The organism is Streptomyces sp. HUAS 15-9 (assembly GCF_025642155.1).
In the GTDB taxonomy this organism is placed as follows: Bacteria; Actinomycetota; Actinomycetes; order Streptomycetales; family Streptomycetaceae; genus Streptomyces.
In genome coordinates this window covers 747,508-768,385 of sequence record NZ_CP106798.1, presented here as the reverse complement: position 1 = coordinate 768,385, position 20,878 = coordinate 747,508, and the positions used below count along the sequence as shown (strand labels likewise).

Annotated in this window: 21 protein-coding genes; 9 read left to right on the top strand and 12 right to left on the bottom strand. The window is 70.5% G+C overall.

The annotated features are described in order from the left end of the window. The first annotated feature begins 154 nt into the window (after window positions 1–154). The 3 genes from N8I87_RS03430 to N8I87_RS03420 are packed head-to-tail and all read left to right on the top strand — an operon-like array spanning window position 155 to window position 3,072. The gene (locus N8I87_RS03430) at window positions 155–400 is read left to right on the top strand and encodes a ferredoxin (protein WP_263205281.1); all 246 of its coding nucleotides are present in this window, start codon (window positions 155–157) and stop codon (window positions 398–400) included. Next, a complete protein-coding gene (locus N8I87_RS03425; RefSeq protein ID WP_263205280.1) occupies window positions 390–1,781 on the top strand; it encodes an NAD(P)/FAD-dependent oxidoreductase in 1,392 nt (463 codons plus the stop codon). The genes N8I87_RS03430 and N8I87_RS03425 overlap by 11 nt, the downstream gene beginning before the upstream one ends. Window positions 1,782–1,836: 55 nt before the next feature. Then, window positions 1,837–3,072 carry a cytochrome P450 gene (locus N8I87_RS03420; protein WP_263205278.1) on the top strand — a complete coding sequence of 412 codons (1,236 nt, stop codon included), beginning with the start codon at window positions 1,837–1,839 and terminating at the stop codon, window positions 3,070–3,072. Between the two features lie 33 nt (window positions 3,073–3,105). On the opposite strand, the gene N8I87_RS03415 is transcribed toward N8I87_RS03420, so the two are convergent. The 4 genes from N8I87_RS03415 to N8I87_RS03400 form a co-directional block, all read right to left on the bottom strand. Next, a complete protein-coding gene (locus N8I87_RS03415; protein WP_263205277.1) occupies window positions 3,106–3,972 on the bottom strand; it encodes a YihY/virulence factor BrkB family protein in 867 nt (288 codons plus the stop codon). A 218-nt stretch (window positions 3,973–4,190) separates the two neighbouring features. Beyond that, a complete protein-coding gene (locus tag N8I87_RS03410; RefSeq protein ID WP_263205275.1) occupies window positions 4,191–4,742 on the bottom strand; it encodes a hypothetical protein in 552 nt (183 codons plus the stop codon). Next, window positions 4,693–5,088: a hypothetical protein gene (locus tag N8I87_RS03405; RefSeq protein WP_263205273.1), complete on the bottom strand. Its 396-nt coding sequence runs from the start codon at window positions 5,086–5,088 to the stop codon at window positions 4,693–4,695. The genes N8I87_RS03410 and N8I87_RS03405 overlap by 50 nt, the downstream gene beginning before the upstream one ends. After that, window positions 5,085–5,489, bottom strand: a complete 405-nt coding sequence (locus N8I87_RS03400; RefSeq protein WP_263205271.1) for a hypothetical protein — start codon at window positions 5,487–5,489, stop codon at window positions 5,085–5,087. The genes N8I87_RS03405 and N8I87_RS03400 overlap by 4 nt, the downstream gene beginning before the upstream one ends. 240 nt (window positions 5,490–5,729) lie before the next feature. Between N8I87_RS03400 and N8I87_RS03395 the strand changes: the two genes are divergently transcribed. Beyond that, window positions 5,730–6,488: a hypothetical protein gene (locus N8I87_RS03395; RefSeq protein WP_263205269.1), complete on the top strand. Its 759-nt coding sequence runs from the start codon at window positions 5,730–5,732 to the stop codon at window positions 6,486–6,488. Window positions 6,489–6,560: 72 nt separating this feature from the next. Then, window positions 6,561–6,827 (top strand): hypothetical protein, encoded by a 267-nt coding sequence (locus N8I87_RS03390; RefSeq protein WP_263205268.1) that lies wholly within the window; start codon window positions 6,561–6,563, stop codon window positions 6,825–6,827. A gap of 25 nt (window positions 6,828–6,852) precedes the next feature. On the opposite strand, the gene N8I87_RS03385 is transcribed toward N8I87_RS03390, so the two are convergent. The 4 genes from N8I87_RS03385 to N8I87_RS03370 form a co-directional block, all read right to left on the bottom strand. Then, a complete protein-coding gene (locus tag N8I87_RS03385; protein WP_263205266.1) occupies window positions 6,853–8,073 on the bottom strand; it encodes a carbohydrate-binding protein in 1,221 nt (406 codons plus the stop codon). Window positions 8,074–8,232: 159 nt separating this feature from the next. Beyond that, window positions 8,233–9,384, bottom strand: coding sequence for a ferritin-like domain-containing protein (locus tag N8I87_RS03380; RefSeq protein WP_263205264.1), 1,152 nt, complete (start codon window positions 9,382–9,384; stop codon window positions 8,233–8,235). Then, window positions 9,381–11,354, bottom strand: coding sequence for a GMC family oxidoreductase (locus tag N8I87_RS03375; protein ID WP_263205263.1), 1,974 nt, complete (start codon window positions 11,352–11,354; stop codon window positions 9,381–9,383). Before N8I87_RS03375 ends, N8I87_RS03380 begins: the two co-directional genes overlap by 4 nt. A gap of 44 nt (window positions 11,355–11,398) precedes the next feature. After that, window positions 11,399–11,878 (bottom strand): hypothetical protein, encoded by a 480-nt coding sequence (locus N8I87_RS03370; RefSeq protein WP_263205261.1) that lies wholly within the window; start codon window positions 11,876–11,878, stop codon window positions 11,399–11,401. Between the two features lie 338 nt (window positions 11,879–12,216). On the opposite strand from N8I87_RS03370, the gene N8I87_RS03365 reads away from it, so the two are divergent. From N8I87_RS03365 to N8I87_RS03355, 3 genes are all read left to right on the top strand, one after another. Continuing rightward, window positions 12,217–15,591 (top strand): pyruvate carboxylase, encoded by a 3,375-nt coding sequence (locus tag N8I87_RS03365; RefSeq protein WP_263205259.1) that lies wholly within the window; start codon window positions 12,217–12,219, stop codon window positions 15,589–15,591. Between the two features lie 122 nt (window positions 15,592–15,713). Then, the gene (locus tag N8I87_RS03360; protein ID WP_263205258.1) at window positions 15,714–16,508 is read left to right on the top strand and encodes an SGNH/GDSL hydrolase family protein; all 795 of its coding nucleotides are present in this window, start codon (window positions 15,714–15,716) and stop codon (window positions 16,506–16,508) included. Between the two features lie 56 nt (window positions 16,509–16,564). Then, window positions 16,565–17,131: a PadR family transcriptional regulator gene (locus N8I87_RS03355; protein ID WP_263205255.1), complete on the top strand. Its 567-nt coding sequence runs from the start codon at window positions 16,565–16,567 to the stop codon at window positions 17,129–17,131. 64 nt (window positions 17,132–17,195) lie between these two features. Here N8I87_RS03355 and N8I87_RS03350 read toward each other — a convergent pair whose 3' ends face one another. Together N8I87_RS03350 and N8I87_RS03345 are read right to left on the bottom strand one after the other, a co-directional pair. Further along, the gene (locus N8I87_RS03350; RefSeq protein WP_263205253.1) at window positions 17,196–17,801 is read right to left on the bottom strand and encodes a GOLPH3/VPS74 family protein; all 606 of its coding nucleotides are present in this window, start codon (window positions 17,799–17,801) and stop codon (window positions 17,196–17,198) included. 170 nt (window positions 17,802–17,971) lie between these two features. Continuing rightward, window positions 17,972–18,466: an FBP domain-containing protein gene (locus tag N8I87_RS03345; protein WP_263205251.1), complete on the bottom strand. Its 495-nt coding sequence runs from the start codon at window positions 18,464–18,466 to the stop codon at window positions 17,972–17,974. Window positions 18,467–18,537: 71 nt separating this feature from the next. Here N8I87_RS03345 and N8I87_RS03340 point away from each other — a divergent pair, with 71 nt between their 5' ends. Next, a complete protein-coding gene (locus N8I87_RS03340) occupies window positions 18,538–19,113 on the top strand; it encodes a TetR/AcrR family transcriptional regulator (RefSeq protein WP_263205249.1) in 576 nt (191 codons plus the stop codon). A gap of 43 nt (window positions 19,114–19,156) precedes the next feature. On the opposite strand, the gene N8I87_RS03335 is transcribed toward N8I87_RS03340, so the two are convergent. Then, complete coding sequence (locus N8I87_RS03335) at window positions 19,157–19,945, bottom strand: DUF4232 domain-containing protein (protein WP_411577190.1); 789 nt, start codon at window positions 19,943–19,945, stop codon at window positions 19,157–19,159. Between the two features lie 59 nt (window positions 19,946–20,004). Beyond that, window positions 20,005–20,703 carry a type 1 glutamine amidotransferase domain-containing protein gene (locus N8I87_RS03330; RefSeq protein WP_263205247.1) on the bottom strand — a complete coding sequence of 233 codons (699 nt, stop codon included), beginning with the start codon at window positions 20,701–20,703 and terminating at the stop codon, window positions 20,005–20,007. Window positions 20,704–20,878 lie beyond the last annotated feature (175 nt).

The window sequence follows — 20,878 nt, the reverse complement described above, 5'->3', positions numbered from 1 at the left end:
GGCGCGGGAGGTCACCCGATCGGCATGTCCCGGCGCGCGCGGCCACATCCCGGCTTCCATGCTGGCGTGCGGGAGATGACCGCAGTCCCGAGACGACCGCCCGCCGAGTGGGTGGAGCGAGGACGGACCTGGCCGCCGAAAGGGCGGAGCGTCGATGAGGCTTGTCGTCGATCTCAACAAATGCCAGGGGTACGCGCAGTGCGCGTTCCTCGCACCGGATGTCTTCGCCATGCACGGTGAGGAGTCGCTCGTCTACAACCCGCGGGCCGAGGAGGAGCAACGCGAGAGGCTCGCGCGCGCGGTCGCCGCCTGCCCCGTGCAGGCGATCACGGCCGACGGGCTGGACGGCGTGGGTGCGGCGCCCTCGCAACCCGCTGGGGAGTCGTCCGATGGCAGCTGACTACCTGGACCGGCTCCGGCGCGAGGGCCGGATCGTCATCGTGGGCGCCTCGCTCGCCGGACTGCGGGCCGCCGAGACGCTGCGCGACGAGGGCTTCGCCGGTTCGCTCACCCTGATCGGCGACGAGCCGTACGAGCCGTACGACCGGCCGCCGCTGTCCAAGGCGGTTCTGCTGGGCAAGGCGGACCCGCGCCACACCGAGCTGCCCCGGCGCCGTGAGATCGACGCCAAGTGGCGCCTCGGTGTCCCCGCGACCGCCCTCGACATGACGGCCAAGCGGGTCCGGCTGGCCGACGGTGACGAGGTCGAGTACGACCGCCTGCTGATCGCGACCGGCGTACGGGCCCGGCCCTGGCCCAAGGAGCCGGAGGCCCAGCTGGACGGCGTCTTCGTGCTGCGGACCCGGGACGACGCGGTCGGACTGCACCGGCGGATGAAGGCCGGTCCGCGCCGGGTGTTCGTCATCGGCGCCGGGTTCACCGGTTCGGAGATCGCCTCCGCCTGCCGGGACCAGGGCATCCCGGTCACCGTCGCGGAGCGTGCGGGCGCGCCCCTGGCGGGTGCCCTGGGCGGGGTGATCGGCGCGGTCGCCGCGGACATGCACCGGGAGAACGGCGTGGACCTGCGCACCGGTGTGATGGTCACCGCGCTGGAGGGCGACACGGTCGGCCGGGTGCGTGCCGTGCATCTGTCCGACGGGAGCGTCGTGGAGGCGGACGTCGTGGTCGTCTCGCTCGGCGCCACCCGCAACACCGAGTGGCTGACCGGATCCGGGCTCGGCGCGGGCCCCCGGGGCATCGCCTGTGACGCGGGCTGCCGTGCCTTCGACTTCCGGGGCATCGTCACCGACGACATCTTCGTCGCGGGCGACGTCGCACGCTCCCCGCACGCGCTGTTCGGCTACCAGTTCCTCTCCCTCGAACACTGGGGCAACGCGATCGCGCAGGCCGAGACCGCCGCGCACAACATGATCAGCCCCAGCAGCGATCGCCGCCCGCATCTGTGGGTGCCCGCCTTCTGGTCGTCGCAGTTCGGTGTGAACATCAAGTCGGTGGGCGTACCGCCCATGGGCGAGGAACTCATGATCACGCAGGGCTCGCTGGCCGAGCGCCGATTCGTCGGGGTGTACGGCTACCAGGGCCGGATCATCGCCGCCGTGAGCTTTGACAACACACGGTGGCTGGAGTTCTACGAGCGGATGATCGAGACGGGCGCGCCGTTCCCGGTGGAGTTCCCCACGGTGGACCGCCGTCCCGAGGGCCGCACACCCGTCTCGGCCGACTTCCCCGACCCGTCGCTGCCGACCCATGGCCCGACCGTGACCCTCAGCGGCTACTCACCGGCCGACCGACAACTGGTCTTCACCCCGGCCCGGCACTGACCGACGGCCGGCCCCGCTCGACGTCCGCCCGGACCTGCACGCCCAAGGACCCCACATGACGCAAGCCTCGATCCTGCGGCAGATCACCGACTACTCCAACCGCGCCAACCCGTATCCGCTGTACAAGGAGCTGCTCAAGACGCCGGTGCTGCAGGACGAGGAGGGCGGTCCCTACGTCGTCAGCTCGTACTGGGACATCAAGGGCCTGCTCCACGACCCGCGGATCAGCTCCGACGCCGCCAACCTCGCCGCCGCGGGCGACGACCAGGCGGGGATCGAGGAGACGGGGCTGCCGCCGAGCTTCATCCGGCTCGACCCGCCGGAGCACGACCGGCTGCGGCGCATGGCCAACAGCGCCTTCGGTCCGCCGCACCAGCCCCGCCGGATCGATTCCATGCGCGGTGAACTCGCCCAGATCGTCTCCGACCTGATCGACGGCCTCGGGGACCAGCGGCAGATCGACCTGGTCGACCAGTTCGCCTACCCCTTCCCGGTGACCGTGATCTGCCGACTGCTCGGGGTGCCGCGCGAGGACGAGCCACGCTTCCGCGCCTGGGTCGACCCGCTCGTCGCCTCCCTGGATCCGGACACCCGTGAGAGCGCCACCGCCGAGTTCCGCAAGTCCGCGCAGGAAGCACGGATGCAGCTGGGCATGTATCTGGCCGGGCTGGTCGAGGAGCGCACCAAGAATCCTCGCGACGACATGCTGACCGACCTGGCGACCAGCCGTGGCCCGGACGGTGCCATGACGATGATGGAAGTGCTCAGCACGGCGGTGCTGCTGCTCATCGCGGGCCATGAGACCACCGTCAACCTGATCACCAACGGCATGCTCACCCTGCTGCGCCACCCGGACGTCCTGCGGCGCCTGCGCGAGGACCCCGCACTGTCCGTCAACATCGTTGAGGAACTGCTGCGTTACGAGCCACCGGTACAGCTCGTGCCGCAGCGCACCTGCATCGCCGACATCGAGCTGCGCGGGGTCACCATCCCGAAGGGCTCCCGCATCTGGCTCGTCCTCGCGGCGGGCAACCGGGACCCGGAGCGCTTCCAGGACCCCGACCGCTTCGACCCGGACCGCGGGGACATCCAGCACCTCGGCTTCGGCAGCGGCATCCACAGCTGCTTCGGCGCCCCGCTGGCTCGCCTCGAGACCCAGATCGCGCTGACGGAACTGGCCCGTCGGCTCGGCAACCCCCGACTGATCGAGGACCCGCCGGAGTACCGCCCGAACGCGGTGCTGCGCGGCCCGCGCCATCTGACCATCGCCTTCGACGACCTGCTTCCCTAGGGTCTGGATCATCCCGGCGTCGCGGCCCTGGACCTACTCCTTGGCCCGGCGGTGCGGGATCTGATCCCGTGCGGACTGCCAGCGTGAGCGTGCCAGCGCGACCACACTGTCCCACTGGCGGCGGACCTCCCTCTCCGAGGGACGCTGCCCCCGCCGGATCCGGCCGAGTTCGTCCCGTACCTCACGCCCGAGGGCAGAGCACCCGACGAGGACGAGCATGAAGCCGAAGAGGCCGGAGATCATCGCGAACACGGCTCCGACGGAGCCGTACCGGGAGGCGTAGGAGTTGAACAGCCGCGGCATGTAGACCGTCGCGCCCACCTGATAGACCCCGGCCAGCAGGGACGCGGTCATGGCGAACGGGAACAGGTCGACCCAGCCGATCCGGCTCGCGGACAGCAGCCGGCCGCTCCACAGGAGGAATACCGCGGTCACCGGCACGTCGCACAGCGCGGCGGGCAGACCCAGCTTGCCCTGCGGCAGGACCGCGTTCAGCCAGCCGGTGACCGCCAGAAAGACACCCAGGGTGAGAATCCACCCCAGGCCCTTTCGGGTGTTGCGCACACTGAGCGGCTTGAGCTCCCAGGTCTGTTCGAACAGCCGCTGCGCGGCCCGTGCGAAGCTCAGCGCGGAGATGGTCAGGAACACCACCCCGAACACGCCCACGCTCGAACTCCCCTCCCCGGCGGGCGTGAAGAGGGAGGTGACCGCCTCGGCGCCGCCCCCGGTGAGGTGGTAGCGGGTGATGATGCGGTTCGCGATGTCGTTGCCGTTCGCGATGTTGTCGAAGACGACACCGAGGACGATCGCGAGCGGGATCAGTGCGGTGAGCGCGCTGGACGCCAGAGCCATCGAGCGGTCGAAACCCACGATCTTCTGGAACCGGTTGATGACGCGCAACGCGAAGTCAGGGCGCAGCCAGAACGTCAGCGTTCTGACGAGGCGTTCGCGGTTGATCGTTACCAGGCCTGTCCTCCGGGAAGATCGGGACCGGTGGGGCGGCGCCAGCCTAACGGGCGATCATGCGCACGGCGGGGGGACTCGCGTCCGCTCCCGACCGTCACCCACCCGGCCCATCGACGCGGGCCGCGTCGCCGAGGATCATGTCGCTCGCCTTCTCACTGATCGTGTAGATGGGGGTGGTGAGGAAGAAGCCGGGAAGGGACCACCAGATGGCCGGGGTGGCCGCGTTGCACCTCCTGGACGCGCTCGCGCACGGCGCTGCGCCGTCCGTCCGCCGTGCAGAGCGGGATGTGCCACAGGCCCTGTGGTGCGTGGGTCTGCGCCCGCCAGTCGTTGGGGTCGACGAAGGAGCCGAGCCCCTCCAGCGGGGAGAGCGGCCGGTCGAGCAGGTCGGCGAGCGTGTCCTGTGCCGCGGAGAGGTTGATTTTCTCCGATTGCTCGTCCTGGACGGCCGGTTCGGGGTCCGCGAGGGTGGTCGGCAGCCAGCCGTCGAAGCCGTGCCGGGCGTCGTTGCGATAGCGGGCGGCCACGAAGGGCATGTGTCTGAGCACCGCGGCCGGCACCGGGTTCTCGGGCGGTTCCTTGGGCCTCGGCCGGTAGGTGCAGCGCTCCAGCCGCTCGAAGTAGCGGCGCATGGCGGCGCTGTGCCAGGTCGGGTCACCGGTCCTGGCCGCGACGGCGTCCCAGTCGTGGTTGTACGGATACACGGTGATGAGCGCGGTGGTGCGCGGTGCATCCGCCGACCGTCCCGGCGCGCGGGCACAGGATGCCCTTGCCCGGGACGACCTTGCTGTCGCGCCGCTGCCGCTGCTCGTCGGCGTAGTGCCGTACGAAGTAGTTCCAGCACTGCGCCGGATCCCCGGAGGCGTCCGCGTGGAAGGCGGGCACCAGGTGGTTGTCGTTCTCCTCGGCGTCACCCGCGTCGAGCAGCAGGGTGCGCATGCCCGCGGCCGCGAGGTTGGCCGCGAGCGGCCCGCCGCCCGCGCCGGCCCCGATGACGACGTAGTCGAAACCCGTCTCGGCGGCCGGAGCGGCACCGGGCTCCATGGTCATCCGCGGTTCCACTTCACGGGGTTGGTGAGCGAGGTGGCGGCCAGTACGGTGTTGGCGGCCGAGACGAGCGTGGTCAGCACCGCGGTGCGGGGCGGGATCTGGCCGCTGACGCCGAGCATCGCCGCGGTCGCGGTGTCGCTGCCGTGGATGAGCACGCCCTCGGACAGATCCTGCCGCAGCTGCTCGTCGTCGTGGGCCAGCAGCGCGAGGCCGAGCAGGATCGTACGGATCCCGAAGAGCCGGAAGGCGTAGAGGGCCGCCGGGCTGGGCGGCTCGCGGCCGGGGTCGAGGCGACGGATGAGCAGATCCGGTGCCAGAAGTCCCGCGGCACCGTTGACCAGGCGTATGGCGGCGAGTGCGTAGACCGCGGCAGGGCGGGGGACGGCGAGATCCGTGGCCATGTTGTCTCCAGGGGGTGCGGTGATTCCTGCGGCGACTCGATCTGCCGCCGAACCTCGCGACGCGGGAGAGCAGGACCCTGGAACGCTCCAACCACCACGTTATGGGACCGATGGGCCGCCTGCACCTTGAGGACATGACAGTCCTGACGGGACATGAGTCAACCCGATGGATGATCCACACGTCTATACGGTGGCGGGAGGCGACGGCGACCGGTGGACAGCCCCTGCCAGGGGGAGTTCATGAGTGCTGGAGCGGGTGGTCAGTCGGCTTCCGCGGTCTCACGGGTCGTGTCGTGGGCCTGGCGTGTGCTGCGGGACGAGTGGCGGGGCATCGTCGCCGAGCCCTTACGCCAGCTGCTGCGACGCAGGCTGTCCGGGCTCTGCCTGGCGTTCGTGGCGGCGTTCGGGGTCATCTTCTTCCATGACATCGCCCAGCACCCGGCCGGGGCGAGAGTGGTGCGGCTGCTCGGGGGCGTCACCGCCGACCTGCCGCTGTGGCTGTCCCTGCTGCGCACCCCGGTGTCGCTGTATGTGCCCGCGCTCGATCTGCCGGTGTGGGCGGGCATCACCCAGCTGTTCCTGGCCTTCGCCCTGGCCGAACTCTCGCTGGGCCGGGCCAGGACCCTGTTCGTCGCGTACGCCACCACACTGGCCGGCACGCTCACCGCCCGGGTGATGATCGCGATCGGTCCCGGCTGGTGGGGTCTCGGGCTGCCGGCCGAGTGCGGGAAGGTGCTCGACACCGGGCCGTCCGCGGCGGTGGTGGGCCTGTTCACCTACATCGCGGTGATCCGGCGCGCGCCCGTCGTCTTCGCCCTGACCGGCGGGTCGATGGTGTGGGAGTCGGTCGCGGTGCCCAATCTGGCCGGCCGCGAGCATCTGATCGCGGTGGGCACGGCGATGGTCCTGGGGCTGTTCCACGGACGCCTGGAGCGGCTGCTGGGGACCGCACCGAACATCCTGGCGAGGCCGGCCCTCGGTGGCGCGTCGAAGACGTAGTGATCTCCTCCTGAGTGCGGGCACGGCTCGCCCCGCTGCCCGTTGTCAGTGGTGCCTGCGACCCTGCACACCATGGATGAGCAGGAGTTCATGCGCGGCAGGGTGTACGGGGCCGATCACGACGACGCGGGCCCCCGGCCAGGCCGCACCTATGCGCAGCTGGTCGGGGGCCCGCTGGACGGGCTGTTGCTGGACATGACGGACCGGTCCGACGGGCCGTCGGGGGAGCAGGTGGCGCTGGTGACCGAGATGGGCCGCTACGGCCCCGGCGGCCGGGCCCTGTACGCGCCCCGTCCGAGCGACGGCCGCCGCTACGACTGGCGCGGTGACGTGCCCTGACGGCCGGGCCGTCTGGGCAGCCGCCTCAGCAGGCGCCCTCGTCCTGCCAGGGGCCCCACTCGGCGGCGCCGGGCACCTCGTTCTGGGTCCACCACTTGGCCTTCCAGTTGTGCTTGTCGTACGAGACCTCGTTGCCGTTCGTGTAGACCGTGGTGGCGCTCCAGGCCGGCTTGCACGAGGTGCCCGGCGGCGTCGGCGTCGGTGTGGGGGTGGGGGTGGGGGGTGAGGTGGGTGGGGTGGCTCCGGCGAACTTCACCGCGTACTTGGCGAAGTCCCAGGAGTTCTGGGCCACGCTGGAGCAGGTGCCGGAGGTGCGGCCGCCGTTGTCGGCAGGCGTGCACTGGCGGTCGCGGTTGAGGGACCAGAAGGTGAAGCGGTCCATGTTGTGGCTCGTGGCGTAGTCCAGGACGGTCTGGAAGTCGGCCTGCGAGAAGTACTCGCCGGTGTCGCTGCGGCCGTTCATCCCGGAGAAGCCCTCATGGGCGTAGGCGGTCGCCTGGTCCCAGCCGAAGGTGGACCGCAGGACGGAGTTGAAGTTGGTCAGGGCGCCGGTCTGGGCGGCCGCCCCGTTGAACCCGCCGTCGAACGGCATGATGGAGAAGTTGTTCGGGGTGAACGCCTGCGACTTCGCCTCCAGCAGCATCTGCTTGCCGAACCAGCCCGTGCCGTCCGCCGTGCCCGCCGTGGTGACGGAGACGTAGAGGCCGGGGTTGTTCTGCTGCAGGATCTTGGCGGCGCCGATCTCGTTCCTGATCGCCGCCGTGTTCTCGTACTCCGGCTCCTCCAGGTCGAAGTCGATGGCGTGCAGCCCGTACTTGGTGATGACCTGCTGGTAGGCCGCCGCCGTGGCGGCCGCGTCCGAACACACCTGGCCCAGCTTGGTGCCGCCGTATCCGCCGATGGAGACGGAGACGTCGCCGCCCTTGGCGCGGATCGTGTCGACGACCGAATGGACGGCCGTGTCCGAGGAGACGGGCGCCGTGCCGCCCCAGGTGGGGGAGCAGCCGCCGCCGTCGGGGGCGAGGACGAAGGCGAGCTGGAACGCCTTGAGACCGGTGGCGTCCATGATGGCCGCCGGGTCCGGGGGATCGTTGTCCAGGGGCATCAGATACGGGGCGGCGGCGTACCACCGGTTGCTCAGTGCGGTGGTCGCGCCCGAGGCGTTGCCCGCGACGAGCGCGGTCGTGCCCGCCGCGGCGAGCCCGACGGCGGCCGCCGCACCCAGACATGCGCGAAGACGTCTCACTGCCTGCCTCCAGAGGGGTGGGGGGAGAGTTGCCCCAGCCTCCGGGAGCTGTTGCGACCACGTCAATAGGTTGGTCTAGTCCAAAACTTGCTTTGGACTAGACCAAACTCTTTCCTTACCGTCGCCCGCACAGCCGGAGCCGCTCGGTGCGGGCACAGATCAGTGCTGCTCCCTCAGTTCCCGGGTCAGCGTGGTGAGTTTGTCGCGTTCGCCGCCCGGCGGCACATAGGAGAACCGGGGGCACAGGGTGCGGCCGGGGTGCGCCGGGTCCGGGGTGCGCATCAGCGCGACGGCCCTGCTCTTCAGCTCGTACATGCCGTGGACGGCCAGCTGCAGCGCGGGCGCGGGCACCCTGACGCTCTTGTCGTAGACCTTCTCGACGCCCGCGAAGGCCTGATAGAGGTCGTCCACGAGCCGCGAGTACGTCAGGTCGAACTGGTTCAGCGCGATCGCCTCGGGCCCGCCCGCGTTGCCGTTGCGCCGGGTGTACAGCGCCGGGTGGACGGCGCTGTAGTCCACCAGCAGCAGCGCACCCTCGGGGACCTGGTTGGCCAGCTGATGGGTGCGGAAGCGGCGGCCGGTCTGCAGTTCGCGGAAGCGGGCGTAGTGCGAGTACATCTGCCACCCCGAGTGCAGCCGGTCCTCGTCGGTGACCTTCTTGGCCTCCTGCCGCAGACACTTCTCGGGCAGCCCCTCGCCCTCGTCGACGATCTTCTGGATCGCCTTGCGGGCGGAGGCGCGGTCCGTCACCTCGATGACATGACCGGCGCCGCCGTAGTACTGGCTGTCCGGGATCTGGGCGGAGCTCTTGGCGAAGTCCGAGTCCTTGCAGATCTTCTTGTCGCTCAGGGCGGTGAGGATCGCCTCGTAGAACTCGCCGATGGTGCGGTAGCTGCACCCGGCGAGGTCGATGTCGGCCAGATTGGCCGCACCGTGCAGCGGGTGTTCGATCTCGACGAAGCTCGCCACGGCCTGCGGGCTCAGCGGCAGCAGCTCCAGCGTGCCGATGCCGGAGATCAGCGGGCTGTTGAAGGGGTAGTCGGGGATCGGGCTCAGATTTCTGCGGCCCTGGAACTCGACCGGTTCGGGACTCGGGATCTGTCCCAGGGCGTTGAGGATGTTGGCCGCGAGCGTCATATGGAGCATCTCCTCCATTACCACGCTGCGGATCGTCTGGGCCGCGTCGGTGTTGTATCCGTCCTTGATGGAGTAGAGCGCCGTCAGATAGACCGGGATGGTGCTGAGCTCCAGGCCGACGGCCAGCTGGAGGGCCCCCTTCAGATCCTTCGGGTTCGAGATCGGCTGCGTCACTTGCTCTTCCCCTTCAGCTCCGCGGCGATCTGTTCGCCGGTGCGGATGGCCAGCGCGGTCATGGTGAGCGTCGGGTTGGAGGTGCCCAGGGTCGGCAGGCTGCCGCAGCCGACGATGTAGAGGTTGGGCAGGTCGTGGCTGCGCTGGTGGCTGTCGACGACCGAGGCCGTCGCGTCACTGCCCATCCGGTGGGTGCCCACGACATGCCCCGCGCCGCGCACCCAGTAGGTCTGGCCGTTGTACGTCACCTCGGCCGCGTCGCCCGGTTCGTAGTGCGTGTAGTCGCCGGGTGCGTACGTGGGACGTCTCACCTTCTTGGAGATCTGGAGCGCGCCGAACAGCTGTCTGCTGGCCTCGGCCGCCCAGGGCAGCGAAGCGCGCACATACTCGGACAGGTCGTACTCGATGACCGGACGGTGCTTGCCCAGCCCGTCCTTGTACCGGTCGTTGACGGTGACCCGGTTGGTCTCCACGGGGTCCTGCTCCAGCTCCCAGGCGATCCGGAACTGGCGGGGCAGGATCTCGCCGAGCCGCTTGCGCAGCGGCTTGCCGTAGAGCTGCGCCTTTCCGGCCTCGCCGCCGCCGACCAGGTCGTGGACCGTGTCGTACGGCGCGTTCTCCGGGAAGTTCCAGCCCCAGTTGCCGATCTCGACCCGGAAGCCGGTGCGCTCCGCCCGGAAGGAGCCGTCCCGGAAGGCGGGGATGCCGGACGTGGAACCGGGGCCGCGGAACGCGCCGGCGTTCTCCTTGAGCAGACCCCAGGTGAGCAGCAGCGGGTGGTCCATCAGATTGCGGCCGACCTGGTCGCTGTTGTTGGCGGCCGGTTTGGAGGCGAGCAGCAGGGTGGCGTTCTCGATGGCGTTGGCGGCCAGCACGTACATGTCGGCGGTCACGGTCCGCTCCACCGGCGCGCTGCCGTCCTCGTGGTACGTCTTGTACGTCAGCCCCGTGACCTTCCCCTTCTTGCCCTTCTTCTGGTCGTGGTTCACCCGCATGACGACGGACTGGCTGCGCACGGTGACCCTGGCCCGGGCCTCGCCGGCCTCGGAGTCCTTGTCGGGGTACTTGATGATCAGCTCGTACAGGGTCTTGAGCGCGTTGTACTTGGCCTGCGCGGGGCAGATCGGGATGCAGCTGGAGTTGCCCTCGCACCGCTGGCCCTGGTCGGCGTTCCCGACGGCGCCGATGACCTGGTACCCCTCGTGCGGGGTGGAATTACGGGCGGCGGGGGTGTTGCTGATCATGACGGGGAACTCGTGCTTCTTTTTCTTCCCGTCGGTCAGCTTGATCACCAGGCCGTCGGTCATCTTGGCGATGTAGTCGTCGAGATAGCTGCTGGGGATCCGCTGCATGGGGAAGCGGTACTCCCCCTTCGGGAACCTCTTCTTGTCGGCGGACTTGAAGAACTTCCTGGGGTCGCCCTTCTCGATGCCGGGGTAGCACTGGTCGTCCACGTCGCCCGACACGCCGATGATGTCCCACTCGGCCCGCTCGTAGTACGGCTTCAGCTCGTCGTAGGTCAGCGGCCAGTCGACGCCCCGCTTGTAGACCGACTTCATTTTGAAGTCGTTGGGGAGCATCCGCAGACAGGTGCCGAGCCAGTGCAGCGTGGTGCCGCCCAGCGAGCGGGCGTAGTCGCTGCCGAAGGGCATCGGGCCCATCTGGACGAAGTATCCGCTGTCGGCGGGCCGGCCCGGCTCCGGCCGCCGGATGTCCAGCACGTTCGGCTGCGGGGCCGAACCGCTCGCCGGGTAGGGCGAGTTGGGGACCTTGATCAGGGCCTCTCGATAGGCGTCCACATAGGTGTCGTACTTGTCGGCGCTCATCGCCGTGGCCCGCCCGGCCTCCAGGATCAGGATGCGGGGGTGCCTCGGCGGATTCATCCCGGCGGCCTTCTCGATGACCGTCTTGGCGACGGTCGCCCCGGCGATGCCGCCGCCGACGATGACCAGGTCGTACTCGTTGCTCATGGTGCTTCCTCGGGTTGTCTCGGGCTTCCTGGGCTTTGTGGGGCTCAGAGGATCGGGGGCAGATAGGGCGGTTCGGCCCAGGACCCGAAGCCCGGGGGTTTGGCGCCCATCGGGTGGGCTCCGGCGGCGGCCCAGACCAGGCCCTCGCGATAGGCCTGGGGGGAGACGACGTGCTCGACGTCCTCCGCGGTCGAGCCGTTGATGTCGCGGTAGCTCCCGGAGAGCGGGTACCAGCTGCCGAGGTACCAGAGCTTGATCAGGCTGACGGCGACCGGACCGAAGCGCGGGCTGTCGATCACGTTCTCCTCGAGGGCCTTGCCGTCCTTGTTCTGCCGGTCGGTCGCCAGGGCGTCGGCCGCCGCGTGCAGCAGCTGTCCGGCCTCGCGCTCGCCGATGATGCGCAGGACGGTGCTGTAGTAGGTGTCGAGCAGGCCGGTGCCGGCCAGCTCCGCGCGGTCGAAGCCGGTGAGGGCGACGGACAGGTCGGTGAAGATTTCCTGGGGGTCGGGGGCGTTGTGGGGCATGCGGGTGCTCCCGGGCATGGTCGGGGCGGGGTCAGCGAATGATTCGCCCGGAACGCGGTTGACGTAACGGCACTGGCGGGCATCCCATTGGCATATGCAAAGGTCGAGACGGGTCGCGAAGTGCGCCTTTGTACGAGAAGCGGGGGTTGGTGTCCAACGTGCCGAATTCACCCGACCGGGCCTGCCGGGTTGCCCCCTCCTCACCCCGGCCCCGATGTCAATGTGATGTTTCCCGCCTTCAGCGAGCCACGGGCACACCCCTAACGTGGCCGCGTGGCACGGCAGGGGGATGGCCGACACCATGGTGTTCGACGCCGGCAGGCTGAAGGGATCCAGGGATGTTCCGCAAGGTGCTGGTCGCCAACCGTGGCGAGATCGCGATTCGCGCGTTCCGCGCAGGCTATGAGCTGGGGGCGCGGACGGTTGCCGTCTTCCCCTATGAGGACCGCAATTCGCTGCACCGGCTGAAGGCCGACGAGGCCTATGAGATCGGGGAACCGGGCCATCCCGTGCGGGCGTACCTCTCCGTCGAGGAGATCGTCGCCGCTGCCCGCCGGGCGGGAGCGGACGCCGTCTACCCGGGCTACGGCTTCCTGTCCGAGAACCCCGAACTGGCCCGCGCCTGCGAGGAGGCGGGCATCACGTTCGTCGGGCCGAGCGCGCAGACCCTGGAGCTCACCGGGAACAAGGCGCGCGCGGTGGCCGCCGCCCGCGCGGCCGGTGTGCCGGTGCTCGGCTCCTGTGCCCCCTCCAACGACGTCGACGAACTGGTGCGCGCCGCCGAGGACATCGGCTTCCCGGTGTTCGTCAAGGCGGTCGCCGGCGGCGGCGGACGCGGTATGCGCCGCGTCGAGGACCCCGCCCAGCTGCGCGAGTCCATCGAGGCGGCGTCGCGCGAGGCGGCATCCGCGTTCGGCGACCCGACCGTCTTCCTGGAGAAGGCCGTCGTGGAGCCCCGCCACATCGAGGTGCAGATCCTCGCCGACGGGGACGGCAACGTCATCCACCTGTTCGAGCGGGACTGCTCGGTGCAGCGCCGGCACCAGAAGGTGATCGAGCTCGCCCCCGCGCCCAACCTCGACCCGGAGCTGCGCGACCGGATCTGCGCCGACGCGGTGCGCTTTGCCCGCGAGATCGGCTACCGCAACGCGGGCACCGTGGAGTTCCTGCTCGACCGGGAAGGCAACCATGTCTTCATCGAGATGAACCCGCGCATCCAGGTCGAGCACACGGTGACCGAGGAGGTCACCGATGTCGACCTCGTGCAGGCCCAGTTGCGCATCGCGTCCGGCGAGACGCTGGCCGGCCTCGGTCTTTCGCAGGAGACCGTGACCCTGCGCGGAGCCGCGCTGCAGTGCCGTATCACCACCGAGGACCCGGCCAACGGCTTCCGCCCGGACACCGGCCGCATCAGCGCGTACCGCTCGCCGGGCGGCTCGGGCATCCGCCTCGACGGCGGCACCACGCACGCGGGTACGGAGATCAGCGCGCACTTCGACTCGATGCTGGTGAAACTCACCTGCCGGGGCCGGGACCTGCGGGCCGCGATCGGCCGGGCCCGGCGTGCCGTCGCCGAGTTCCGCATCCGCGGTGTGGCCACGAACATCCCGTTCCTGCAGGCCGTCCTCGACGACCCGGACTTCCAGGCCGGGCGGGTCACCACGTCGTTCATCGAACAGCGGCCGCACCTGCTCACCGCCCGCTCCTCCGCCGACCGCGGCACCAAGCTGCTCACCTACCTCGCCGACGTCACGGTGAACAAGCCGCACGGCGAACGCCCCGAGCTGCTCGACCCGCTCACCAAGCTGCCGCCGCTGCCCGCGGGCGAGCCGCCCGCCGGCTCACGGCAGCGCCTCGTCGACCTCGGCCCCGAGGGCTTCGCCCGCTGGCTGCGCAAGTCGCCGACCATCGGAGTCACCGACACCACCTTCCGCGACGCCCACCAGTCGCTGCTCGCCACCCGGGTGCGCACCAAGGACCTGCTCGCCGTCGCCCCGGTCGTCGCGCGGACCCTGCCCGAGCTGCTGTCCCTGGAGTGCTGGGGCGGCGCCACCTACGACGTCGCCCTGCGCTTCCTCGCCGAGGACCCCTGGGAGCGGCTGGCCGCGCTGCGCGAGGCCGTCCCCAACATCTGTCTTCAGATGCTGCTGCGCGGCCGCAACACCGTCGGCTACACGCCCTACCCGACGGAGGTGACCGACGCCTTCGTGCAGGAGGCCGCCGCCACCGGCATCGACATCTTCCGGATTTTCGACGCCCTCAACGACGTCGGTCAGATGCGGCCCGCCATCGAGGCCGTACGGGAGACGGGCACGGCCGTCGCCGAGGTCGCCCTGTGCTACACCTCCGACCTGTCCGACCCGAACGAGCGCCTGTACACCCTGGACTACTACCTCCGCCTGGCCGAGCAGATCGTGGCGGCGGGCGCCCACGTGCTGGCCGTCAAGGACATGGCCGGACTGCTGCGCGCCCCGGCCGCGGCCAAGCTCGTCTCGGCACTGCGCCGGGAGTTCGACCTGCCGGTGCATCTGCACACCCACGACACCGCGGGCGGCCAGCTCGCCACCTACCTCGCCGCCGTCCAGGCGGGCGCGGACGCGGTGGACGGCGCGGTGGCCTCGATGGCCGGGACGACCTCGCAGCCGTCGCTGTCGGCGCTCGTGGCGGCGACCGACCACTCCGAGCGCCCCACCGGCCTGGACCTCCAGGCCGTCGGCGACCTGGAGCCGTACTGGGAGAGCGTGCGCCGTATCTACGCGCCGTTCGAGGCGGGCCTCGCCTCCCCGACCGGACGCGTCTACCACCACGAGATCCCCGGCGGCCAGCTGTCCAACCTGCGCACCCAGGCGGTCGCCCTGGGCCTCGGCGACCGCTTCGAGGACATCGAGGCGATGTACGCCGCCGCCGACCGGATCCTGGGCCGCCTGGTGAAGGTCACCCCGTCGTCGAAGGTCGTCGGTGACCTCGCGCTGCACCTGGTCGGCGCGGGAGTGAAGCCCGAGGACTTCGAGGAGACACCCGACAAGTACGACATCCCCGACTCCGTGATCGGCTTCCTGCGCGGAGAACTGGGCACCCCGCCCGGCGGCTGGCCCGAGCCGTTCCGCACCAAGGCGCTCCAGGGACGCGCCGACGGCAAGCCGGTGCAGGAGCTGGCGGCCGAGGACCACGAGGGCCTGGAGAAGTCGCCGCGCGCAACCCTCAACAGGCTGCTGTTCCCCGGCCCGACGCGCGACTTCGACACCCACCGCCAGGCCTACGGCGACACCAGCGTCCTGGACAGCAAGGACTTCTTCTACGGTCTGCGTCCCGCCAAGGAGTACGCCGTCGACCTGGAGCCCGGCGTACGGCTCCTGATCGAGCTTCAGGCCATCGGCGAGGCCGACGAACGCGGTATGCGCACCGTGATGTCCACCCTCAACGGCCAGCTCCGGCCGATCCAGGTGCGCGACAACGCGGCGGCCTCCGACGTACCGGTCACCGAGAAGGCCGACCGCGCCAACCCCGGCCATGTGGCGGCACCGTTCGCCGGCGTGGTGACCCTCGCGGTCGCCGAGGGCGACGAGGTGCAGGCGGGGGCCACCGTCGCCACCATCGAGGCGATGAAGATGGAGGCCACGATCACCGCCCCGAAGGGCGGCAGGGTGTCGCGGCTGGCCATCAACCGGCTCCAGCAGGTGGAGGGCGGCGACCTCCTGGTCGAGATCTCCTGAATCGCTCGCCCCGGCGGCCGGACCGGCAGGAATCGGTCCGGCCGCCGGTCTGTGCGCTGCTGCTATAGTCAACTCTGCACATAGGTGCTTAGGTGATTAAGGCGTGAGAAGGCGGTCGCCCGATGCCGGTGGGGGAGTATCTGCGGTACGTCGCCCTGGGCGACAGCCAGACCGAGGGCCTCGGTGACGGGGACGACGTCAGTGGTCTGCGGGGGTGGGCCGACCGGCTGGCCGAGCGGATCGTCGGCCAAAGCCCGGAGTTGCTCTACGCCAACCTCGCCGTGCGCGGTCGTGCGGCCGCCGAGGTGCGGACCGAACAGCTCGCCCCGGCGCTCGCGATGCGGCCGGACCTCGCGACCGTGGTCGCCGGAGTCAACGACGTGCTGCGTCCCCGTTTCCACGCCGACGAGGTGGCCGCCCACCTGGAGGCGATGTTCGCCGCGCTGACCGGACAGGGCACCCGCGTGGCGACGCTCACCTTCCCCGACGTCTCCCGCATCACCCCGCTGGCCCGCCCCCTCGCCCACCGGGTGCTCGCCCTCAACCACCGCATCCGGCAGGCCGCCCGGCGCCATGGCGTCGTGCTCGCGGAGACCTCCCACCACGCGGTGGTGACCGACCTCCGGCTGTGGAGCCCCGACCGGCTCCACGCCAGCCCCCTCGGCCACGAACGCATCGCGGCCGCGATGGCCCACGCCCTCGAACTGCCGGGCAGCGACGACAGTTGGACGCGCCCCCTTCCCGACCGGCAGAGGGCATCGCCGCTACAGGCCGCGGGCGCCGAACTCCGCTGGGCCGGCTCCTTCCTGGGACCCTGGCTCGTCCGCCGGATCCGAGGCCGCTCCTCCGGCGACGACCGCCGGGCCAAGCGACCCGCGCTGCTCCCGGTGGCCGCGCTCCCCGAGGAACCCTCCTGACCGCGCTCCGCCCAACTCCCCCCGATCACTGATCAACGAGCTGTTAGGTTGAGTTCATGGCTCTGCGCAATGCGGTGATGGCGGCACTCCTGGAGGGCGAGGCGTCCGGATACGACCTCGCGAAGGGGTTCGAGGCCTCGGTCGCCAACTTCTGGATGGCCACACCGCAGCAGATCTACCGCGAACTCGAGCGCATGGAGAGTGAAGGTCTCGTCTCCGCGCGCCTGGTCCACCAGGAGCGCAGGCCGAACAAACGGCTCTTCTCCCTCACCGCGGCCGGACGTGACGCCGTGCGCGCCTACACAGCCGAAGCCTCCAGCAAACCCATGGCCATCCGGGACGAGTTGATGGTCAAGGTCCAGTGCGTCGACATCGGCGACCTGGCGGCCGTACGGGCCGGGATCACCGAGCGGGTGGAGCGGTCGGCCGCCAAGCTGGCCCGCTTCGAGCGCATGCGGGAACGTCTGCTGGCCGGCCGCACCGAGGAGGAGTTCCTCGCCACGGCCGAGCGCGTCGGCCCGTACCTGACGCTGCTGGGCGGCCTGGCCCTGGAGCGGACGAACGTGACGTGGGGCCGGACGGTCCTGAAGACGCTGGAGCGGCGCGCCTCGACGAGCGTCTAGAGCCGATGTCCGACGAGGCCGCGGGAGCGCGGGACCCTGCGGCCAGGGACGCCCGTGGCCCGCGTCACGGGGCCCGCCAGATGTTGTCGAAGGCCGCGTCCTCGATCTCCCGCCGCTGCCGTACGGCCGTCAGCTCCGTCACCGCGTTGTCGACGGCGGCCAGCACGGTCACGATCGCGTCGTCGGTGAGGCCCTTCAGGTTCTCGGTCGGCTCGTCGTGGATGCCGACGGCGGCCGCGAGGCCGACCAGGACGGGGTCGCCCGAGGCCAGGCGCTCGGTCGCGTGGTGGAGGCCGGGTGAATCCGCCGGAGCCGTGCGGTCGCTCCGCAGCGGGAACCAGCTCCGGTGCTGCCGGGTCAGCTCGCCCTTCGCCTCCAGGGTGGAGACATAGGCCGCCGAAAGGCCACGCCCGCGGCGCCACAGCCAGTCCTCGACGGACTCGTACGGCGCCTCCCGGATGAGCGAGGACACTGCGTCGTCCAGCAGACGGTCACCCGTGTCCAGCGGCGTGCCGGGGACGATGCTGTCGCCGTCGAGGGTGACGGCCCGGGCCTCGACGAGGTCGATCAGTTCGGCTCCGGCGAGGGTCAGTGAGAGGTCGCCCTGCTCGACGGGGCGGTCGGAGGCGACGTCCAGGGCGGTGAGCAACAGGTCCCGTGCTGTGGTCATGGCGGACTCCATGTCAGAGGCGTCGTCGGCAACCGGTCGCGGAGCAGTCTGCCGGAGCCGGGTCGTCGTACCGGTACGGCATGTCCCACCACCACCATGTGGTGCGGGAGGCCGATGCGCAGCACGACGGCACCCGCGGCGGCCGCGGGGCGCGGCCTGAGGGGCGGCGGTCAGGAGGTCACCTTGGTGAGGAACGCGGCGAGGTTCGCCACGGTCCGCTGGATCTTCTCGTCCAGGGTGAGCGACTCGTGGAGCCGGGCTCCGGCGCCCGCGTCCTTCTTGCCCCGGACATACAGCGAGCAGGCGAGGTCGCTGCATATGTAGGCGCCGACCGAGTTGCCCTGCTGCCCGGCCTTCCCCGCCTTCGGCGCGACCATCAGACAGACGCCGCCGGTGTGGGAGGTCAGGCACATCGAGCACATGCTGCGCCTCGTCTGCCCGGCCACCGGGTTGCCCGAGCCGCGCAGCACCAGTGCCTTCGGGCGGCCGTCGAGCTCGGTGACGAGGTAGGCGCGGTCGGGGGCCTGGGGATCTCGCCAGCCGAGGAAGTCGAGGTCGTCCCAGGGGCGCTCGGCCAGGTCGCGCGGGACGGACAGGCGCTTCGCCTCGCCCTTGGTGCAGTTGACGAACGCGGCACGGATCTCTTGCTCGGTCAGTGGTGTCATGAGAGCCACGCTAATTTGCCTAAATGCTGTAGGCAAATGAATAATCCTCTAGGTCTAGCGGGAGGAAGGTTATGGCGCGCGCAGGACTGACCCCGGAACGTCTGACCCGGGCGGGGGCGGAACTGGCCGACGAGGTCGGCTTCGACCAGGTGACCGTCTCGGCGGTCGCCAGACGGTTCGACGTCAAGGTGGCGAGCCTCTACTCGCACCTGAAGAACTCTCAGGACCTCAGGACCAGGATCGCCCTGCTCGCCCTGGAGGAACTCGCCGACCGGGCCGCCGACGCCGTGGCCGGCCGGGCCGGCAAGGACGCCCTGACCGCACTGGCGAACGTCTACCGCGACTACGCCCGCGAGCATCCCGGACGCTACGCCGCGGCCCAGTTCCGGCTCGACCCGCGGGCGGCGGCCGCGAGCGCGGGCGGCCGGCACGCCCAGCTGACCCGCGCCATCCTGCGCGGCTACGACCTCACGGAGCCGGACCAGACCCATGCGGTCCGGCTCCTGGGCAGCGTCTTCCACGGCTACGTCGGCCTGGAGATGGGCGGCGGGTTCAGCCACAGCGCCCCCGACACCCAGGAGACCTGGTCGCGGATCCTCGACGCCTTGGACGCCCTGCTGCGGAACTGGCCCGCGACGCCGGGATGATCCAAACGACACCCCTGGGCCTCACCCCGGTGACGCGGTCCGGTCAGGAAGGCTTCGCCGCCGACACCGCGGTGACGGTGACCTTGTTGTCGCACTCCGCGAACTCGCCGTCGCTCAGGGCGACCTGCTGGGCCCCGGAGCCGGGCAGGCCGACCACCAGGGTCGGATACACGACGGGCTCGGCGCCGGACTTGCAGTAGCCGTCGGCCTCACCCTGGACCTGGACGAAGGTCAGCTTCACCCATGCCTTGGCGCCCGGCGCCACCGTCACCGGCACGGCCGTGCCCGTGGGGGTGACCGCCAGCGGCTTGTTGTGCTCCGGTGAACCGTTGCCGGCCCCGGCCACCGACGGATGTCCCCGCAGCACGCATGCCTGTCCGGAGACGTTGGCGAACTCCACGATCGCCGCTCCGGTTCCCGTGCCGTCGGGGCGGTCGGCGGCCTGGGAGGCGGTCGCCCTCAGCGCGGTCGCCGCGCACGCCTTGGCCGTCGTGCCCGACGAGCCGGATCCGGTGGAAGCGCTCGAGGCGGGGGCCTTCGGCGTGGCGGCGCCGGACGGCTCGGCGGCAGGGGTGCCCGCCGCCGCGTTGCTCGGCGACTGCGACTGCGACGCCGACTGCGACGGCGACTTGGTCGCGGAATCGTCGCCGTCGTTCTGGCACGCGGTCACCACCAGCGCGGCCGAGATCGCCGCCATCGCCATCGCCGTTCTGCGGATACTGCTTTCGTACTGCATGACGCCCCCGAATTCGGATGGTCCGGGCCGCTCGGTCGTCGGCCACTCGCCCGTGTAGACAGGGGTCCTGGACAGCGGGTTTCCGCTGTCGATCACCTGTGACACGGCAGTGACACAGCGGGCCGTCGGTGCCGCCGGACTCGGCGAGCGGGCGCTCAGCCGGCCAGGTGCTTGAGGACCTCCACCGCGACCGGGGCGGACGAGGACGGGTTCTGGCCGGTGACGAGGTTGCGGTCGACGACCACGTTCGGGGCCCATGGCTCACCCGCGCGCACGTGCACGCCGGCCTCGACGAGCCGGGTCTCCAGCAGCCACTTCGCCTTGTCGGCGAAGCCGGCCTGGGTCTCCTCGGCGTTGGTGAACGCGGCCACCTCGTATCCCGCGAACGCGTTGGAGCCGTCCTCGTGGACGGCGGCCAGCAGCGCGGCCGGGGCGTGGCAGACGACGCCGAGCGGCTTGCCCGAGCCGAGGGTGTCGATGAGCAGCCTGCCGGAGGCGGCGTCGACGGCGAGGTCCTCCATCGGGCCGTGACCGCCGGGGTAGAAGACGGCCGCGTACTCGTCGAGGTCGACGGCCTCCAGCGTGATCGGGTGGCGCAGCTCGGTCATCGCCTCGAGCCCGTTCGCGATGTCGTCGGCGCCCTCCTGGCCGCCGTTGACCTCCGGGGCAAGGCTGCTCTTGTCCACGGTGGGCACCACGCCGCCGGGCGTCGCGACGACGATGTCATGGCCGGCGGCCTTGAACGCCCGGTACGGGGCCACGGCCTCCTCGGCCCAGAAGCCCGTGGGGTGCAAGGTGCCGTCGGCGAGCGTCCAGTGGTCGACGCCGGTCATCACGAAGAGGATCTTCGACATGCTGTTTCTCCAGGAGAGCTACGGGCCTTGGGGTGCCTGCCGACACCGCGGACGCGGATCGTCGGCGTGGCGACGTCCTCGACGGTAGATCCGCATGTCATGCGTTTCCAATGAGGAATCACATGTCTGCCATTGTTTTTCCAATGGGTGGGAACGCATCGGGCGGCCGAGGGCG

Excerpts from the sequence above, each read along its gene's own strand:
- N8I87_RS03425 (WP_263205280.1), top strand. The coding sequence starts at position 390 with ATGGCAGCTGACTACCTGGACCGGCTCCGGCGCGAGGGCCGGATCGTC.
- N8I87_RS03345 (WP_263205251.1), bottom strand. The coding sequence starts at position 18,466 with ATGACACCACTGACCGAGCAAGAGATCCGTGCCGCGTTCGTCAACTGC.
- N8I87_RS03405 (WP_263205273.1), bottom strand. The coding sequence starts at position 5,088 with ATGACCATGGAGCCCGGTGCCGCTCCGGCCGCCGAGACGGGTTTCGAC.
- N8I87_RS03365 (WP_263205259.1), top strand. The coding sequence starts at position 12,217 with ATGTTCCGCAAGGTGCTGGTCGCCAACCGTGGCGAGATCGCGATTCGC.
- N8I87_RS03420 (WP_263205278.1), top strand. The coding sequence starts at position 1,837 with ATGACGCAAGCCTCGATCCTGCGGCAGATCACCGACTACTCCAACCGC.
- N8I87_RS03330 (WP_263205247.1), bottom strand. The coding sequence starts at position 20,703 with ATGTCGAAGATCCTCTTCGTGATGACCGGCGTCGACCACTGGACGCTC.
- N8I87_RS03360 (WP_263205258.1), top strand. The coding sequence starts at position 15,714 with ATGCCGGTGGGGGAGTATCTGCGGTACGTCGCCCTGGGCGACAGCCAG.
- N8I87_RS03375 (WP_263205263.1), bottom strand. The coding sequence starts at position 11,354 with ATGAGCAACGAGTACGACCTGGTCATCGTCGGCGGCGGCATCGCCGGG.
- N8I87_RS03390 (WP_263205268.1), top strand. The coding sequence starts at position 6,561 with ATGGATGAGCAGGAGTTCATGCGCGGCAGGGTGTACGGGGCCGATCAC.
- N8I87_RS03355 (WP_263205255.1), top strand. The coding sequence starts at position 16,565 with ATGGCTCTGCGCAATGCGGTGATGGCGGCACTCCTGGAGGGCGAGGCG.
- N8I87_RS03340 (WP_263205249.1), top strand. The coding sequence starts at position 18,538 with ATGGCGCGCGCAGGACTGACCCCGGAACGTCTGACCCGGGCGGGGGCG.
- N8I87_RS03400 (WP_263205271.1), bottom strand. The coding sequence starts at position 5,489 with ATGGCCACGGATCTCGCCGTCCCCCGCCCTGCCGCGGTCTACGCACTC.
- N8I87_RS03395 (WP_263205269.1), top strand. The coding sequence starts at position 5,730 with ATGAGTGCTGGAGCGGGTGGTCAGTCGGCTTCCGCGGTCTCACGGGTC.
- N8I87_RS03350 (WP_263205253.1), bottom strand. The coding sequence starts at position 17,801 with ATGACCACAGCACGGGACCTGTTGCTCACCGCCCTGGACGTCGCCTCC.
- N8I87_RS03430 (WP_263205281.1), top strand. The coding sequence starts at position 155 with ATGAGGCTTGTCGTCGATCTCAACAAATGCCAGGGGTACGCGCAGTGC.
- N8I87_RS03370 (WP_263205261.1), bottom strand. The coding sequence starts at position 11,878 with ATGCCCCACAACGCCCCCGACCCCCAGGAAATCTTCACCGACCTGTCC.